The sequence below is a fragment of the Reichenbachiella faecimaris genome (assembly GCF_900176375.1).
Taxonomy (GTDB): Bacteria; Bacteroidota; Bacteroidia; order Cytophagales; family Cyclobacteriaceae; genus Reichenbachiella; species Reichenbachiella faecimaris.
The window spans coordinates 600,556-618,516 of the sequence record NZ_FWYF01000001.1 but is presented as its reverse complement, the minus strand read 5'-3'; the positions used below and the strand labels follow the sequence as shown (position 1 = coordinate 618,516).

At 40.8% G+C, this 17,961-nt stretch carries 16 protein-coding genes; 11 read left to right on the top strand and 5 right to left on the bottom strand.

Annotated features, from left to right (window positions below):
• Positions 1-66: 66 nt before the first annotated feature.
• Genes B9A58_RS02650 through B9A58_RS02635 form a run of 4 tightly spaced genes read right to left on the bottom strand, consistent with a single transcriptional unit; the run spans position 67 to position 4,925 of the window.
• Positions 67-1,602, bottom strand: a complete 1,536-nt coding sequence (locus B9A58_RS02650) for a phytoene desaturase family protein (protein ID WP_084370874.1) — start codon at positions 1,600-1,602, stop codon at positions 67-69.
• Positions 1,603-1,611: 9 nt separating this feature from the next.
• Positions 1,612-2,898: a flexirubin biosynthesis putative acyl-CoA ligase FlxY gene (locus B9A58_RS02645; protein WP_084370873.1), complete on the bottom strand. Its 1,287-nt coding sequence runs from the start codon at positions 2,896-2,898 to the stop codon at positions 1,612-1,614.
• Positions 2,899-2,901: 3 nt separating this feature from the next.
• Positions 2,902-3,276: a holo-ACP synthase gene (acpS, locus tag B9A58_RS02640; protein ID WP_084370872.1), complete on the bottom strand. Its 375-nt coding sequence runs from the start codon at positions 3,274-3,276 to the stop codon at positions 2,902-2,904.
• Positions 3,273-4,925 (bottom strand): C45 family autoproteolytic acyltransferase/hydrolase, encoded by a 1,653-nt coding sequence (locus B9A58_RS02635; protein ID WP_084370871.1) that lies wholly within the window; start codon positions 4,923-4,925, stop codon positions 3,273-3,275. The genes acpS and B9A58_RS02635 overlap by 4 nt, the downstream gene beginning before the upstream one ends.
• A 99-nt stretch (positions 4,926-5,024) precedes the next feature.
• Here B9A58_RS02635 and B9A58_RS02630 point away from each other — a divergent pair, with 99 nt between their 5' ends.
• Complete coding sequence (locus B9A58_RS02630) at positions 5,025-5,630, top strand: hypothetical protein (RefSeq protein ID WP_084370870.1); 606 nt, start codon at positions 5,025-5,027, stop codon at positions 5,628-5,630.
• A gap of 17 nt (positions 5,631-5,647) precedes the next feature.
• Positions 5,648-6,871 (top strand): NAD(P)/FAD-dependent oxidoreductase, encoded by a 1,224-nt coding sequence (locus B9A58_RS02625; RefSeq protein ID WP_084370869.1) that lies wholly within the window; start codon positions 5,648-5,650, stop codon positions 6,869-6,871.
• 27 nt (positions 6,872-6,898) lie between these two features.
• Here the strand turns inward: B9A58_RS02625 and B9A58_RS02620 are convergent, their stop codons facing one another.
• Complete coding sequence (locus tag B9A58_RS02620; RefSeq protein ID WP_084370868.1) at positions 6,899-10,699, bottom strand: trifunctional MMPL family transporter/lysophospholipid acyltransferase/class I SAM-dependent methyltransferase; 3,801 nt, start codon at positions 10,697-10,699, stop codon at positions 6,899-6,901.
• Positions 10,700-10,865: 166 nt separating this feature from the next.
• Between B9A58_RS02620 and B9A58_RS02615 the strand changes: the two genes are divergently transcribed.
• The 9 genes from B9A58_RS02615 to B9A58_RS02575 are packed head-to-tail and all read left to right on the top strand — an operon-like array spanning position 10,866 to position 17,954.
• Entirely contained in the window at positions 10,866-12,395 is a 1,530-nt protein-coding gene (locus B9A58_RS02615; protein ID WP_084370867.1) for a flexirubin biosynthesis tyrosine ammonia-lyase FlxA, read from the top strand.
• Complete coding sequence (fabG, locus tag B9A58_RS02610) at positions 12,392-13,126, top strand: flexirubin biosynthesis SDR family reductase FlxB (protein ID WP_084370866.1); 735 nt, start codon at positions 12,392-12,394, stop codon at positions 13,124-13,126. The genes B9A58_RS02615 and fabG overlap by 4 nt, the downstream gene beginning before the upstream one ends.
• A gap of 9 nt (positions 13,127-13,135) precedes the next feature.
• On the top strand, positions 13,136-14,350 hold the full coding sequence (locus B9A58_RS02605) for a beta-ketoacyl-[acyl-carrier-protein] synthase family protein (RefSeq protein WP_084370865.1): 1,215 nt from the start codon (positions 13,136-13,138) through the stop codon (positions 14,348-14,350).
• A complete protein-coding gene (locus B9A58_RS02600) occupies positions 14,343-14,591 on the top strand; it encodes a phosphopantetheine-binding protein (protein WP_084370864.1) in 249 nt (82 codons plus the stop codon). Before B9A58_RS02605 ends, B9A58_RS02600 begins: the two co-directional genes overlap by 8 nt.
• Positions 14,591-15,472 (top strand): LpxL/LpxP family acyltransferase, encoded by an 882-nt coding sequence (locus B9A58_RS02595; RefSeq protein WP_084370863.1) that lies wholly within the window; start codon positions 14,591-14,593, stop codon positions 15,470-15,472. Before B9A58_RS02600 ends, B9A58_RS02595 begins: the two co-directional genes overlap by 1 nt.
• Positions 15,465-15,884 carry a hotdog family protein gene (locus B9A58_RS02590; RefSeq protein WP_084370862.1) on the top strand — a complete coding sequence of 140 codons (420 nt, stop codon included), beginning with the start codon at positions 15,465-15,467 and terminating at the stop codon, positions 15,882-15,884. Before B9A58_RS02595 ends, B9A58_RS02590 begins: the two co-directional genes overlap by 8 nt.
• Complete coding sequence (locus B9A58_RS02585; protein WP_084370861.1) at positions 15,881-16,312, top strand: acyl-CoA thioesterase; 432 nt, start codon at positions 15,881-15,883, stop codon at positions 16,310-16,312. The genes B9A58_RS02590 and B9A58_RS02585 overlap by 4 nt, the downstream gene beginning before the upstream one ends.
• Complete coding sequence (locus B9A58_RS02580; protein ID WP_084370860.1) at positions 16,309-17,397, top strand: beta-ketoacyl-[acyl-carrier-protein] synthase family protein; 1,089 nt, start codon at positions 16,309-16,311, stop codon at positions 17,395-17,397. Before B9A58_RS02585 ends, B9A58_RS02580 begins: the two co-directional genes overlap by 4 nt.
• Entirely contained in the window at positions 17,394-17,954 is a 561-nt protein-coding gene (locus B9A58_RS02575) for a hypothetical protein (protein WP_084370859.1), read from the top strand. Before B9A58_RS02580 ends, B9A58_RS02575 begins: the two co-directional genes overlap by 4 nt.
• The last annotated feature ends 7 nt before the right edge of the window (positions 17,955-17,961 follow it).

Below are 17,961 nucleotides of genomic sequence, written 5' to 3'. Positions count from 1 at the left end.
ACATCGACATATAGGGCTGCTTCCTTAAAGGTAACGATTTTTGAGAAATTGAAAGAGTGGAATAGCCTAGCCCTTTATCACCTTGTTTCTGATCTTATTGACTAGATAATCTCGCCCCAGGATATTACTACAAGTAGCTACAGCACTGATAGATGTGCCGAGTATGCCATGTAGGATTATGTTTTGGCCAGTCATGAACAAATTCTTGAACTTGGTTCTGGTACTTACTTGTGATTTGAGTGGTGCATTGTAGTCGTGCAAGACGCCATAAATGGCACCATCCACTGAATTGAGATAATCTCTTTGGGTCAGTGGGGTAGAGGTGTAATAGGACTGCACTTTCTGCCTCAGCCCAGGCAACACTTTCTCAGCACTGCTAAGCAATACTTGGGCTTTGGCTTCTTTGAAGTCCTCATAACCACTTCCTCGATCATGTGCTTTGAGGGTTGAATTAAAGGAGTTTTCCCATTGTTTAATCTCCTCAAAATTCATGTAAGCCATCACAGTTACGATACCTGAGTATGCAGGATCATCTTTGGCTGGAAGGGTAAATACCGCAAAATCCTTTCCCCAATTTTCGGGTTGGTACTCTGGCAAATGCCATACATCAGGCTGATGAAAGTGATAATGGTTATGATTGAAGTATCTCAGAGATTTAGGCTTGAGTACCAGGTATAAAGTAAAAACAGATACTGTGTTGGAGAGATTCATCAAACGACTGACGTATGATTTTCTAATGACTGATTGATCCAGTAATTTGATGGTTTGGGTAGGGTGAATGTTCGAAATGAAAATGTCACCTTTTATATTTCTTCCATCTGCCAAGGTTACACTTTCAATAGCCGTGTCCAGATGATTGATGCTACTTACCTCTGCATTTCTTTCTATATGGCTGCCTAGATCTCGAAGAGAATAATTCAATGAGCGACTAATTTCGCTACCACCATTTTGAAACTTATAAGAGCTGAGAATAAATGAGTTGATAATTAGGGCATGAATATAAAATGGTGTTTTATCCCCTGAGCCTGCATAAAGTAAATTAGAACCAGCGAGTACCTGACGAAGTTTTTCATTCTTTACACATCCATCAATAAATTCTTTAGCTCCTTGATATAAGAAGGGGAGTTCCTCTTGTGGTGGCCTGTTGGCCTGAAGATCATAAAGTGAAAATTTCTCGCAAAGTACCTGAATGCCGGCAATGTATTGATCCAAGCCCTCTTCTTCATCTGGAAAGAATTTGAGCAGTTGTTGCTTGAAATTGTCATAGCCCTGGGCATGCGGGTAGAAGTTGCTATCTCCATCAAATGAAATGAGGTCATAGCCATCTGCGTTCATTTTTTTGAGTTGGACATCTTGAAAAATCCCGAAATACTTAAAGTAGGGATAAAGTGGCTGCCCTTCATCAAGTCCGCCTACATAGTGTACGCCCGTGTCAAATTTTGCTCCATCTCTTTTGAACGTTTGTAGTGTACCTCCAATTTGAGCACCCTTTTCCAGAATACAGACCTTGTATCCTTCTTTAGCCAGGATCAGCCCAGTTGCCAACCCGCCCATGCCAGATCCAATTATTACTACATCATATTTCTCCTTTAGCTTTGCCATAATTCTAAATCACCCCTGTCTCAAGTCTATAAATCGTACGGGTTTTCGGCTGTTGTGTGCTCTGATTTTTGCCAGAATGGTAGATACATCCGCGCCATACAACTCTGGTTTTACTCTCAGTTTTTCAGTTAGAATTTGACTCAATGCTTCCAGGTTTGTATCGTCAGTCACAGAAATGACCAAATGATCTGTGCCTATGGATAGCGTAGTGGCTTCGATCACATAGGGGTTCTGATAGTTAGCGTCGTGCAGGGCGCTTTCAATTTGCTGAGGATAGATCGAGGTGCCTTTCAGTTTAATGAGTTGTCCCTTACGGCCTTCAATTGGCCCGAGCCTTGGCGTGATCCTTCCACAGGCGCAAGGAGCGGTATGAAGTCTTGCCATATCGCCAGTTTTATATCTCAGGAGAGGCATGCCTTCTACTCCTAGTGGCGTGGCAACAACTTCTCCCAATTCACCATCAGCAACCTTTTCCCCATGTTCGTCCACAATTTCCAGTATCATCAGTTCGGGCAGTAGATGTCCACCTTGTCCATATTTACATTCTGTGAAGGCAGTAGCCATTTCAGTAGATGCATACGTGGAAAACAAGGGGCATTGCCAGGTGGTCTGAATTTTCTGATGTAGCGTATTGGCTTCTAAGCCACTGCTACGAATAGCTTCCCCAATACAGATGATTTTTTTGATTCCCGTTTGGCTGGGGTCTATACCCTGATCCTGAAGAAACTGCCCTAACTTTAGTGCAAAGGAAGGAACTGCTATTAGTGTGGTAGGCTGATATCTTTTGATATTGTCTAGCTGAAAATGCAAATCACCAATACCTGATCTGATGACTGCTGCGCCAATTTTGGTAGCACCCATATAGTAGGCCATACCAGCCATGAAGCGCTTGTCCAGTGTAGTAGTAATCAAAATGGTGTCGTCCTCAGTGATGCCGCAAAGACTTAGCGATTGTGCTTCGTTGTGAGCTAACCTTTCCAAATCCTGTTTGGTCAATGCCAGGGTGATGGGTTCACCCAAAGTCCCTGATGTGGTCACGTATTCAACAATCTGCTTCTGATCCACGCATCTGAATTGCTCGTTTTTGGCTTCCAGATCGGCTTTGGTCGTGAATGGAATTTTTGGTAGTGATTCCATGACCCATAGCGATTTAGAGTCAATTTTGTTTTGAGCTAAAAGCTCCTGATAAAACGAAGAGTTGTCAGCAATGTACTTAATATGCTTCTGCCATTCAACCTGCTGAAGTTGATGAATTACATCTTTAGATTCAAAATCTTGAGGGTTGTTTTCTGACACTTTCTATTTCGTAATAATGACAAACGCCGAAGCGGACGCAGTGGTGTGACTCAATGATACAAATATCTCTTTGAGATGTGATTTTTCAAAGTGAACTTTTGATTCTCCGTGCAATTGGATGAATGGTTTGCCTTGGTTATCCTTTATAATTTCAATTTCTTTGAAATTGGCCTCTTTGGTCCAGCCCGAACCTAAGGCTTTCATATAAGCCTCTTTAGCTGCAAACCGAGCAGCAAAACTTTCAGCACTATTTTTTCTGGAAAGACAATAATCTATCTCTTTGATTGTGAAGATCAAATCGACAAACTGAGGATTAGCTAGCTTTTTATCAAAGCGTTTTATGTCCACCAAATCAGTACCTATCCCATATATGTTCATGGCTGTAAAGTTTTGATTTGATTGACGATAAAAATGGAATCTTCCTTATAAGCAATGTCTTTGGTCAACGCTATTTTGTAATGTTCAATGGCGGCCGAGCGATTTTTTAGTTTCGCGTAATAGTTGCCTACTAGTCTGTAAGTCTCATAATATTCAGGATTGGTCTGAATAAATGATTGAATGGTTTTGGGGTTGATTGGTGTTTCCTCTTTTGCCGATTGAATTATGTTTTCCTTTAAGCTTTTAAACTTTTGGAATCGTTCGTAATCTGTTGACCCATAGAATGGATCTGCTTCAATGAGTAGTGAGTCTATGGCTATTGGCAATACCAACTCTGGAGACCTCCACAGATCAAAATCATCCAGGTCATAAGCTTGAAAGGAGTTGATCTGATAGGGGTAGCTGGATACCCAAACTTGCCTGTCATAATTTTTAAATATGACTGCATGGTGGGCAATCAGTTGATTGATTAGCTCAGGATTTGAGAGGCCAATATCTTGGTCGTTGAGGCCTTTTTGATTGCGAAGTATATCAGCTATATGTTGAACATTCGAAATTTCGGATTCAGTTATTAGTTGCTTGGTACGTTCGAATCTGTTTACTGATTCTGAATTGGCTATATGAGTCAGATTAATAGGGGAGTCTTTCAGTTTAGTGCTTTGACAGTGGTTGGCTGCAATCAGCACAGTGTCAGACGGCCAAAAGATGTCGGTTTGTGTGGGCGTCTTTTCTATGATCGCCATTTTGCTATCTAAAGCAGAAGAAATGGTAAATGACTCTGAAACGAAGGAGGTGTATTTACTGGCGATAGCAGCTGCTTCTTCTATGGTACTTGCATACTGTAGCATATCACGAGCGATAATAGATACGGGCGTGCCTACTTGATCTGGAATCTCAGATTTCAAAGAGTTTAGCGTAATGCCCAAGCCTTTTTCATTCATTCCAGAGACTACGCCACAAAACCCTCCCCAAGTCACTGACAAATATTTGTAGCCTTCATCTGGGTTGACGAGCAGCACTATTTTTTCCTTAGCGAAAGCGTCACCCACATAAAAATCAAAATTCCGCCCAACAAGCATGTTAGTGCTGTCAGTTGACCATACGCCTAAGGCTGTACAACCTACCAATCGCATATTTTGCACGGCATGCCCTATGTCATGTGCTGCGTGATAGTTGATGAGTCGATTGTATTTTGGGCCAATGAAATCATACATATCAGAAAAATATTGTGAAATACCAGTTATCTCGGTTCGATATTCTATTGGAATGTATTGATCCAGATCTCTATTGAACCAGGCAATGCCGATCGTTAATAATCTACGATAAAAACTGTTGGGAATCTGATTTTTCAGTTCTCCCACAAAAGCTTCTTCCTGACCTACAATCAATTCCTGATGAAGTTTTCCTATAATTTGCCCTCTTTCTTCAGCATTACCTTCTATATAGCTTTCCCAATTGCCCGTGGCATTTTTTCTGAGCCAGCTGTTGCCCAAACGGTAATAATTGGAATCTACCTGTATGCGAGTTTCACCTATAGAACTGTTTGGGTTCAGGGTAGGGACAGTATATACCACACGCTGATAGAACCAAACGAGCGTAATCAGAAAAATTAGGAGCAAGGTGAGCGGTATGGTAATCTTTGGTTTCAATTTCTGAAAGTGGAAAGTGCGAAAATGAAAGAAATAATCGACTATCTATAATGGTTTGGCGTATTTTCGAATTTTAAAATTCAATCTACTGCCAATCAAATGAAAAAAATCTTTTTAACCGCCTGTTCACTACTTCTAATTTCTGTTGCCTTTGCTCAATTTCCCAAAGAGAAATATGAAACTACAGACCTGACGTGGTTTGGAATAGATTACACTCAATGCAGAATGGTAGGTGAAGAAGGATTCACCGATAAGAAAAAAATTGTTGAAGTATATTTCAATGCTTGGAATGATTTCGTCTTTACAGAAAAGAACAAATATGACGTTGCAAAATATATGATGAAGGATGATGTCAAATTTGATTTGAGCTTAGTGAAAGCCAAAAATACTCAAGTCAATCCTGACAGCATTGTATATGATGAAACGGCAACTTTAGTGAATGATCAAGTGTCTGCGTTGTTAATCGACTATGATTTTAGTAAACACAAGGGGCTAGGTGCCATGCTTTTTGCAGAATATTATTCCAAGCGCAATCTGGAGGCATCATACTTTTTCGTCATTTTTGACATTGATAGCGGTGAGTTATTATTGACCAAAAGGTATATCATCGGGCCAGGTGGGTTTGGCTTTAGAAACTATTGGGCGAGTACTTTTTACAATTCACTGAAGAATATGAAGTACGATGTTAAAAAATGGTTGAAGTAATTATAGTATAAGCCTGAATGAAAAAAATCCTAATAATTGGAGCCGGCCCTGCTGGATGTGTAGCGGCTTGCCATTTGGCAAACCAAGGATATGAAGTCACCATTGTCGAGAAGTCAAAATTCCCCAGATTTACCATCGGCGAAAGCCTGTTGCCTGTGAGCATGGAGCATTTTGAAGAGGTCGGATTGTTGCCTGCCTTGGAAGCTGCTGGCTTTGAGGTGAAGTCTGGAGCACTTTTTACCAGGGGTGCCACGGAGGAAATAGACATTTCATTCTCAGAATATTTCACCAAAGGCTGGACTTGGACCTGGCAGGTGCCACGAGACGATTTTGATCACTTGATTGCACAAACCACAGAGCAAAAAGGAGTTGAAATACATTATGAATCCACAATTGAGAAAATCGACTTTCAGAAGGATGGCGTAGCGGCAAGTTTTAGAAATGGCAAAGAGGAGGTAAATGACAAATATGATTTTGTGATAGACTCCAGTGGCAATGCTGGTGTGCTTTCTTCCATACTTTCCATCAAGAAGGTGTCTGCTCAATCAGGTCGCAGGTCATTGTTTACACAAGTGAAGGATGTGCGTCAAAGTCAGTTTTCGCGATCCAAAAGAATCACTTTTGATGTATTGGCTGACGACCTTTGGTTTTGGGTGATCCCTTTTTCTAATGGTAAGACATCATTGGGATTTGTAGGGGATGCCAGATGGTTTGAAGAAGATGAGGACAGGGATGTGCAGTTTGCAAAGCTGCTTCAGCAGTCGGACAATTTCAAATCTAGGTTTGAAGGACTTGATTATCTGTTTCCAGTAAGGGGAGTAGAAGATTATACTTGCCAGGCCGAACAGTTGTTTGGAGATAGATTTGTCATGGTGGGAAATACTGCTGGTTTTATCGACCCTGTATTTTCGTCAGGTGTGGCCATGGCTACATCATCTGGTTTACTTGCTGCCAAGCTGGTGGATAGACAACTGTCTGGTGAAACGGTAGACTGGTCAAAAGAGTATGCAGAATACATGAAGGGTGCAGGAGAAGTGTTTGGAGCTTTTGTAAATACCTGGTACAGTGGTGACTTGCACGAGGTATTTTTTCATTCCAATATCCGAATGGATATTAAAAAACAATTGACTTCTGTATTGGCAGGTTATGTTTGGGATACTACAAACCCTTTTGTAGTTAAAAAGGAAAAACTGATTAAGACCTTAGCCAAGGTCATCAAATTGGAAAATCAATTTCCCTAATGCTTTGTATGCTAGCCACACAACTCATCATTGAACTAAAAACAAGGCATTCGAAGATTGCTCAGATTGGGAGATTAACGTAATGCTCCGTCCATTCTGACTAGCCCAATCTTCCAAAAATGTTTGACTAAAAAAGTGCAGGTCACCACTTGTCTTATTGAACTTGATGATTTTTGTAGACCATTTTTCCGATTTTTCTGTCCAGGCGTGTTTTTCACTTACGTCAGCTAGCCCATCTCTAATGAGCAGGATGCCATTTTCATTGAGTCCAGCTAAACACTGATTGAGCACATTCACCTGTTGCTCTTCTGATAAATAATGCAATACATCAGCTAAAATAATGGCATCTGCACTGGTGGGTTTGTATAGACTTACATCCTCAGCCTCGAAGGTGATTTTGTTGTTGGTGAGGTAGCTGTGTTGAGCGAGAGCGATTTTCTCTTCATCAAAATCAACGCCCACAATGGTTCTCTCAGATTCTCGTAATAATAAAAAATGACTCAGATAGCCCATGCCACAGCCAAGATCATAGACTTTTTTGGCTCCAGTGCCAATCAATTGATTGTATTGTTCATAGTTCTCTTTTTCAAATTTCCATTTGATTCTAAAATACCATTCTGTGACTGGATCTTTGTAGCGGAAACTTCCAAGCAGTGGATCATAGGCATGTCCAGCCATGTCTGGTTTCATGAGCCTATCCTTATGTGCCTTTTTGAATGCTTTTGAAACGGCCTTAGCCATCGTGCGATAGTCTGGGCCTACACTTGGGTCATTCCATGCAATTCTTGGGAGCACAGTTACATCTACGAAACCATTTTTCAAGTAGAAGTCATTTTTGGGTAGGGCATAGCCCAATCCGTGAAGTAAGACTGGCGTGATATCTAGTTGCAATTCTTTAGCCAAGTAAAAAGCCCCTTTATGAAAGCGACCAATTTTCCCTTCTACTGATCTAGTGCCTTCAGGAAAGATACCTACAGAGTATCCCTTTTTAGTCAATGCCCTCACCTGATCCAGGTTCTTTTCCATGCCTTCAAAAGCAGGTAAAAAATCTGCGTAACGAATGATTTTACCAAACAGTGGCGAATGATAAACCCATTCATTGACCATGAGTACCAGCTTAGGGTGCAGTCTTAGCAAGGTCAGAATATCTTTAAAAGTGGTATGATTGGCAATAAGAATGGATGGTTTGTCAAAGTCAAGATTTTCAAAGCCAAAGTCTCTTCTTTTTACTGTGACAATGAGGGCCATTTGTATCTGACAAATTCGCTGGATGACTATATGAACCCAATATTTCTTTATTTCAGCAGAGATGAATGGAATTAGGCGAACGCCATAGCATAATAAAATACTAAGCAAGCAGCCCATAGCAAAACAAATGAAATTCAATCCGCCTATCAATAGGCCCAACAGAGTCATTGGTGGTTTGCCTTTTTGTACTCTTGCAGTAATAAAAAACCTGAAGAATATGGGTTGGACAAAGAAAGCCACAAACGCTATAATCACAATGCCAAGTACACTCAATGCTGCAATGGACCTCAGTGCAGGATGCCTGGCAAAGATCAGTACACCTGTACCCACAATAGTAGATATGGCGGAGAGAATAATGCCTGTTTTATAATGGGACAAAACCTTCTGGCCTGATTTGTATTTTTCGCGTAAACCATCCGTAATGAAAATGCTGAAGTCGTCACCCAAACCAAAGATGAAGGTCGCAATGATGATATTGATGAAATTGAACTTAATCTCTAATAAGGCAGATAATCCCAAGATCCATACCCAACTGATCACCATAGGCAAAAAGGAGATGAGCGTGAGTTCGAGACTTCCATATACAATGAGCATGGCTATAAACACAGCCATGCTGGCAAATAGCAGAAGATAATTGAAATCCGCCCGAACAGCCTCAATGAGTCTTGATACTATGCCTGATTCATCCAGTACAGTCACATGTGAAAGTTGATTAAGCTCAGATTTGATTAAGCCCACTTGCTCAACATTGCAAACAACACTAGTGATTAGAGTCGAGCTGTTTTCATTTTGTATAAAGAGTTTCTGTAGGGTTTCACTTTCACTGACCAACTCATTGAATGAGGTAGGTTCATGAGCTGAATTCAAAAGCTCAATAAAAGAACTAAATGCCTGGGCGTTAAATCCTGTAGCAGCAGCAGCTTCCTGCAGGGTGAGTATCGTCTTTTTCTTTCGACTGTTCCAGAAATTATTCCATCTTGTGATTCGTTTTTGCTGTTCAGACTCTGGGATTAGGAATAGTGCCAATGAAGCTTGCGAATGTATAGCAGATGCCAGTTCATCCGATTTTAGTTTATTGTCTAATAGAAAATTAGTTTGAATGGCTTCCTTTAGATCTGCATGGTTGGCTACGATTGTCAGTCTTTTCTCAAGATCAGGGTCTATATTTTGGAGGGCACGCTCATCTTTTTTGAGTGACTCAGGGTAGAAGTTCAATTTGTTTAAATCATCTTCAAATTCAACGTCTGAAGCAAAATAGGCAAACAGTATAGTGGCCATGATAATAGTCCAAAGCATGGGTTTGGCCACATGTTGATCTTGGATATCTATTTTTTCCATCCATTGGTCTAGCCTATTGGTTCGATCAAAATTGAACTTGGCTTGAAATGGTTTTAGCAAATAGGGCAAAATCATCAATACAAAAAACAAGGTGCCAGCCAGACTGAGTGAGGTCAGTAGTCCGAAGTCATGCAAGGCTTGCGATTGCGCAAATAACAAGGACAGGAAAGCCATTATGGTGGTTACAGCACTGGTCGAGAGTGGAAATAGAATTTGATTCCTGGTATGCACTGCATGCCGAGTGTGTTTGAATTGTGCAAAAAAATGAAAGCTATAATCAGCTACTATCCCAAAGATCACTGCACTGGCACCCATAGCTAATCCCGACAATTGGTTTTGGATCAAATAAATGGTACCCAATGCAAACAGTACACCAAAGGCGCCTGGGAGTAGAAATAGTAGAAGTATGACAGGTGAACGATAATAATAAAGTAACAAGGCTATGATAAAAATAACTGCAATGGTGACGGTTACAGCAATGTCCTTTTTGATTTGGGTTGCATTGGCATCAGCTATTAAAAATGTACCGAAATAGGACAGAGGATTATAAGGATGGCTTTCTTGCCATTCAGATTGGATAGCTGCTAGTTGTTCTGCTAATAGATGGTTTTGTTTGCTGTCTGAAATGTCATGTGTGAGCTCACCATATAAGAAAATTTGATCGCCAGTTTTGGACAAAAATAGGCCTTGACTATTTAAAGTTGTCGAACCATGCCCAGTCGATTTGGCTTTGTTTAGGGCTATAGGTAATAGGTGCAGTGGATCAGCAATCAACCACTTTTTGATACCAAATCCCTCTGGAGAGAGCAACATACGTTTGTTGTCCGCCAATTTTTTCTGAATGTTTTCGGCAGTAAGCTCGTGGTCTATATTTACGTAATCAAGTGAGTCAAGATAGAGAGGCAAATGGTGGTAAAAGTATTCGGCAAAATCATCTGAATCAATATCGCTACGATAACTCCAGTTAGCAATAGATCGTCTCGTCAGACTGTCTATTTGCAAAATCAGTTCATCAGCCAAGGATTCGTACTGTTCAGGAAGCCAGGAGGCATCCCCAGAAATAGCAAAGGCAATGCTTTTTTTATTTTGAGTGATTAATGCACTAAGGCCTTGTTCACCCGTAGCGCCTGGAATGGTTTCATCCAGATTTTCACCAATATTGATTTTAAAAATGGAGAAACTACCACCAATGATGACCATCAGTACGAAAAAAAAGAGAAATAACTGGTGCAATCGCCTCATATAATTTATTCCAAGAGCTTCGAACCAGCAATATTAATTGATCTCAGAAAATAATGACCTGATTAAAAAGATTATGGAAAATCAGCTTGTGATTTATTTTGAGAATGCTCCATTAGTCACTTAATTTGAAAAATTTTTATCACCACGTATTTAATATTCCAACACATTGGATAGGCTTTCTCTACTTCAAATCGAAGATATATTTTCTCGAAAATCTGAATATATTCTGACTCAGGATCAAAAGGAACGTGTGGCCAAATCTTTTGATTTTTTAATTGAGTTTTCAAAAGGTAAAGTAATCTATGGTATCAATACGGGGTTTGGCCCTATGGCTCAATATCGAATAAGTGATGAAGAGATGGAGCAACTCCAATACAATCTGATTCACAGCCATAGTAATGGGACGGGAAGTTTTGTAGACCCTGATTATGTAAGAATGGCCATGATTTGTCGACTCAATACTCTAGCGTTGGGCTATTCTGGCATCAGTCCAGAGTTTATTGAGACTTTGGCTAAGTTTATCTCACATGACATCATACCTTGTGTACCTGAGCATGGTGGCGTAGGTGCTAGTGGCGATTTGGTGCAACTCGCACATCTGGCGCAAACCATAATTGGCTACGGAAAAGTTCATTATAAAGGAGAAATAGAAGAGACGGCTGAGGTATTAAAAACTGTAGGGATCAAACCATCACCTCTGAAATTAAGAGATGGCTTGGGCGCCATTAATGGTACCTCATTTATGAGCGGAATAGCTTCCATCAATCTGGTGCTCTCACGAAGGCTGATCAGTTGGGGAATTCATGTGTCCTCCATCATGAACGAGTTGACGGCTTCGTATGATGATTCATTTTCTGTAGAACTCAATGAGGCGAAAATGCATCCTGGACAGCAAGAGGTAGCCGCACTTATGCGTGATTTGCTTTCTGACGGATCCGTGCTGAAGAAAAGAAACGAACATCTGTTCAATGGAGACCACATTGAAGGCCAGGAATATTTCTCCGAAAAGGTGCAAGAGTATTATTCCCTACGATGCGTACCCCAGGTGATAGGGCCCATTTTGGATGGTTGGAAAAATGCCCGAACGGTTGTTGAAAATGAAATCAACTCTGCCAATGACAATCCAATTATTTGTACGGATACTCATAATGTTTACCATGGAGGAAACTTCCATGGAGACTATGTCTCTTATGAAATGGATAAATTAAAAATAGGTGTTACCAAATTGAGCATGCTACTGGAGAGACAGCTTAATTTTTTAATGAATTCAAGACTGAATCAGATTTTTCCGCCATTTCTAAACAATCAAAAACTAGGTTTCAATTTTGGACTTCAGGGTATGCAGTTTACGGCTGTGTCTACCACTGCAGAAAACCAAACCCTTTCTAATCCTATGTCTGTTCATTCGATTCCCAACAATGGGGATAATCAGGATATCGTCAGCATGGGAACCAATGCTGCCTTAATGACCAAAAGAGTAATTGACAATGGGTTTGAGGTATTGGCAGTGCAGATGATAGCTGTGGCTCAGGCACTTGATATGGGTGAAAAACTAGAGACCATGTCTTCTGCTACTCGCGCATTTTATAACTTTGTGAGAGAGGAAGTACCCATGCTGAACGAAGACGTTTCATTGTCCGAACAACTGGGTCAGTTAAAGAATAAATTGATTAATACAGAAAAGAAATTGTTTTGAAAAAGTGTGCTTTAGTGACGGGAGCGTCTAGAGGATTGGGTCGAGCAGTAGCTATTAACTTAGCGAAAGATTTGGGACTTCACGTATTAATCAACTATGCCTCTAATCAGGCAGCTGCTGAAGAAACATTAAAAGCTATAGTTGATGCAGGAGGCAGTGCAGAGCTCATGCCCTTTGATGTAGCCGACCATGACACAACCAAACAAAATTTGGAAGAATGGTTTTCTAAAAATGCTGACTATCAACTGGAAGTACTCGTAAATAATGCTGGAATCACAAAAGACAACTTGATGGTCTTTATGGAAGAAGAGCAATTTGATCAGGTGGTCAACATCAGCCTCAAAGGCATGTATAATGTGACCCGACATGTACTACAACACATGGTCAGAAAACGTTATGGACGCATCATCAATATGGCGTCTCTCTCTGGTTTGAAAGGAGTGCCTGGGCAGGTGAATTATTCGGCCGCCAAGGGCGGAATGATAGCAGCCACCAAGGCCTTGTCACAAGAAGTGGCTAAAAGAAAGATCACAGTGAATGCAGTAGCTCCTGGGTTTATCACTTCAGATATGACAAAGGATTTGGATGAAAATCAGTTGAAATCTTATGTACCTATGAATCGGTTTGGAGAACCAGAGGAAGTTGCTGATTTGGTGAGCTTCTTAGCATCAAAAAAAGCAGCATACATCACTGGTGAGGTGATCAATATCAATGGTGGACTATATTCTTAAAATACAGATATGAGAGTCGTAATTACAGGAGTTGGGGGGTATTCATGCATTGGATCCAATGTGTCTGAAATTACTGAATCTCTTAAGCTCGGCAGGAGTGGCATTGGCTTAGAACCTAGTCGAAAAGCGTTTGGTTATCGCTCGTGCTTAACTGGAATATTGGCTGAGCCTGATCTGAAGGCTTTAGTAAAAAGACGTGATCGAGTAGGCATGTCTGAAGAAGCTAAATATGCTTATGTAGCTACCTTGGAGGCAATGGATATGGCAGGCCTAAGTATCGAGTACTTTATGGTTAATCGTGCAGGCATTATCTATGGAAATGATTCCTCTGCCAGAGCTGTGACGGAAGCTGTAGATATCATCCGTGCCAAAAAGGACACCATGATGGTGGGGTCAGGTTCTATTTTTCAGTCTATGAATAGTACAGTCACTATGAATCTGGCGACTATATTGAAGCTTACAGGGATCAACTATACAATTAGCGCAGCCTGTGCCTCAGGGTCACATGCTGTAGGCATGGGTTATCATTTGATCAAGTCAGGATTAGAAGAGATGATCATCTGTGGAGGCGCGCAAGAAGTCAACCCTTATGCCTTTGGAAGTTTTGATGGCCTGGGTGTTTTTTCCATGAGAGAAGATGCACCTCATCAGTCTTCCAGACCATTCGATCGGGATCGAGATGGTCTGATTGCCAGTGGTGGTGGCGCTACTTTGATTTTAGAAACGTTGGAATCAGCAGAGCGAAGGGGAGCTACGATTCTGGCAGAAGTAGTGGGCTATGGCTTTTCATCCAACGGCAATCATATATCCAATCCAAGTACAGAAAGTCAGATTGTTTCAATAGATCGTGCCTTGGATATGGCAGGTATGAGGGCGGCAGACATTGACTATGTCAATGCACATGCCACTTCAACACCAAAAGGAGATGAGTTTGAAGCAAAGGCCATTTATGAAATATTTGGAAATAAGACACCTGTAAGCTCTACCAAATCCATGACGGGCCATGAATGTTGGATGGCTGGCGCAAGTGAATTGGTCTATAGTATTTTGATGATGCAAAACGACTTTATTGCTCCCAATATCAATTTTGAAAATCCCGATCAGTTTTCCGAAAATCTTAATATCATTGCAGAATCAACCGAATCAAGTTTGAATGCTATTTTGTCCAATTCATTCGGATTCGGGGGTACCAATTCATCAATAATATTAAAAAAATATGAATAAGGAGGAGGTAGTAGAGAAAGTCAATGGTTTCCTTGTGGAGGAGTTCGAAATTGACCCTGTGGTTTTGAAGCCTGAAGCCGTGCTCAAGGAAGCTTTGGATTTAGATAGTTTGGACTATGTAGATTTGGTGGTGGTAATCGAGGACAACTTTGGATTTAAGGTAACAGGAGAGGATTTTGTTGGTATTACCACTTTAGACGATTTTTATAATCTGATTTGTAACAAGGCAGTCGCCGTTTAATGGCAACCTGGGACGGAAAGACAAAAGGTACGCTGCTTGGCTATCGAATCTTTGTTTTGATGGTCAACAACCTAGGCCTAACCGTTTCCTACTTTTTTCTAAGAATAGTTTCCTTTTATTATTTCTTTTTTGCTACTAAAAACAAAGCCACTCTTCGCGAGTTCTACATGCGATATATGGGATTTGATTTAGCCAAGGCCAATTCATTGGTTAAAAAAAACTTCTATCTTCTGGCCCAAAGTATCTTGGACAAGATTGCCTTTTCTATGGGACTTCAACATGAATTTACATTTTCAAATGAAGGGGAACAGCGACTTAAATCACTGGCTAAAGATAAAACTGGAGGCGTATTAGTTTCTGCACATTTTGGAAATTGGGATATTGCTGGACAAATCCTAAAGGATAGCAACACGCGAGTGAATGTGGTGATGCATGACAATGAGCACAAGCAAATAAAGGCTTATCTGGATCAGTTGGGTGGAGATAGATTTCATGTGATTGCACAAAAGGAAGATATGTCACATCTATTTAAAATCCATCAAGCCACTAAAAATGGAGAACTCATCTGCATACATGGCGATCGATTTGTAGATGCTGATCAAACCATTGAACTTGATTTTTTAGGAAGTAGGGCTCGTTTTCCTCTAGGGCCATTCAAATTGATTTCTAAACTTAATGTACCCTATGCTTTTGTGTTTACCGTCAAAACATCAGCCAGACATTATCATTTTACCTCTACAGTGCCGACCTTGCCAAATCTATCAGTGCCTCAACTAGCGGCTTCTTTTGCCAGTGTGCTAGAAGAAAAGGTGAGACAAAATCCAGAACAGTGGTTTAACTACCACGATTTTTTTCAAAAAGCAGATTCCAGTCATGAATAAGAGACCAATAACTGACTACATTCCTCAGCGCCCGCCTATGGTGATGATTGATCAGATCAAAAGCTGTGAGGGAAAAAATATTGAGACTTCATTTGAGGTAAAAGCTGATAATCAGTTCCTTTCTGGTCAGAGATTGTCTGAGTCAGGCATGCTAGAGAATATCGCACAAACTGCTGCGGCCAAAGTAGGCTTTGAGTGCCTGGAGAAAAATGTGCCAGTTCCGCTCGGTTTTATTGGAGCGATAAGCAAGGTGGAGATAGCTGAATATGCAACTGTGGGTCAGACGATCATCACACAAGTGGAGGTGACCAGGGAAGTGCTCAATGTGACCATTGTGAATGGTACTTGCTTGTACAAAGGGAAGGTACTGGCACAGTGTGAAATGAAAATCATATTAGACACTGCCCAATGACAAAATATATAGAAGACAGTACGTTAGTGAGGGTTCGATTCTCCGAGTCAGACGCCATGGGTGTGGTATGGCATGGCAATTATCTCAAGTATTTTGAAGATGGAAGGGAAAGATTAGGTGATCAGTTTGGGCTGTCATATCTCAATATTGCCGAGGCAGGCTATGTAGCGCCTATTGTCCATGTAGATGTGAAGTATTTATCTCCGATTACGTTTGGGCAGGAAGTGAAAGTTATCTGTAGATTGATTGACTCAAAGGCCGCCAAGATCATTCATGAATATGAAATTTGGAATAATTCAACCAATCAAATTAGCTGTAAGGGACGTACTGAGCAGGTCTTTTTGGATGACAAATCGAGGTCATTGGAATTGACCTATCCTGAGTTTTATATGGATTGGAAATCTAAACTCCCCTGGAAGACGCTTTGATCTATATTGGTGCAGAAAATATCATTTCACCTTTGGGCAACACGGCTCAGGCCAATTTTGAAAATGTATTGGAGGGAAAATCCGCATTAAAGAAATCCTCCAATTTCTCAACTCCCATTGGAGAAATTACATCATTCAGTCAGCTGGATGGGCTGACTAAGCTAGAATCACTATTAGTTGAATGCTTAAAAAGGACATCATCCGAATCCAATTTTGACGTAAATGAAGGTCGAAATTTAGTTGTACTCAGTACCACTAAAGGAGATATTGAACATTTGGAATCAGGCAATGTAGAAAAAGCCAAACCTGGTTTTTTACTAAGAAGAGTCATGGGACATTTGGCTTGGAAGGCAGATCAGAAAATTGTCAGCAACGCTTGTGTCTCTGGTGTCTTGGCTTGCATATATGCGCACGACCTCATTGCTTATGGAAAGTATGACCGTGTGATCGTAGTGGGTGCGGATTTATTAACCAACTTCACTTATCGAGGTTTTGAATCTTTTTTTGCATTGAGTGACGAGCCATGTAAACCTTTTGATGCGTCACGCAAAGGACTTTCATTAGGGGAATGTGTGGCTTCTGTGGCCTTGTCCAAAGATCAAAAGGACTTCAAAAGTAGTCCACACATATTTTGTGGAGGTGCGTCTGCTAATGATGCCAACCATATCTCAGGCCCCTCGCGCGATGGTGAGGGATTGTTCCGGGCTATTTCAAGGACACTCAAACTTATTGGCACACAGGCTAACGAAGTTGATTTTATTAGCGCACATGGTACGGCAACTAGATACAATGACGACATGGAATCTATTGCCTTTGATCGAGCAGTTTTGAAAGCACCTATCAATAGCTTCAAGGGATATTTTGGTCATACCTTGGGGGCAGCAGGAGTTTTAGAGCTCATTCTGAGTATGAAGTGTATTGAGCATGGCTTGCTAATCAAAAGTTTAGGATTTGAAAAAGAAGGTACAAGCCAGCAGTTGAATATGATTGAAGAAAATCAGCGTAAGGATATCAATACAGTGCTGAAAACAGCCTCTGGGTTTGGTGGTTGCAACGCAGCCGTCATCATCAAAAAATTGAAATGAATTCGGAAATCACATATCAATTAGTCATTGACATGGAAGGCGTCAGCCTCAATGGGAAGACGAGTGATGATTGTCCTGCAGTGACTGACTTACATCAATGGCTGACAGCATTGTATCAATACCTTGAGGTGGATTATGCGAAGTTTCACAAGATGGATCATTTGTGCAAGCTCGCATTTTTAGGCACAGAATTTTTGAAAAAGGAGGTGAATCTTGATAGATATGAAGATGATGATATCGCACTGGTATTTCAGAATAGCTATTCCAGTTTGGATACAGATCAAAAGCATCAAGCCAATATAGACCATCAAAAAGCGAGTCCAGCCGCCTTCGTCTATACCTTACCAAATATATTGTTGGGCGAAATTGCCATTCGCAATCGCTGGTATGGAGAAAATTTGTTTTTTTTGAAAGAACAATTTAATCTGAAAGAATGGATAGAGTCGAGTGAAACACTATTGCAATCTAAAAAGGCCAAAGTAGTCATTGGCGGATGGGCAGAAGTGTTGGGTCAGCACTTTGAATTGCGCTTGTATATGATCCAAGGAGGAAATTGAAAATTTA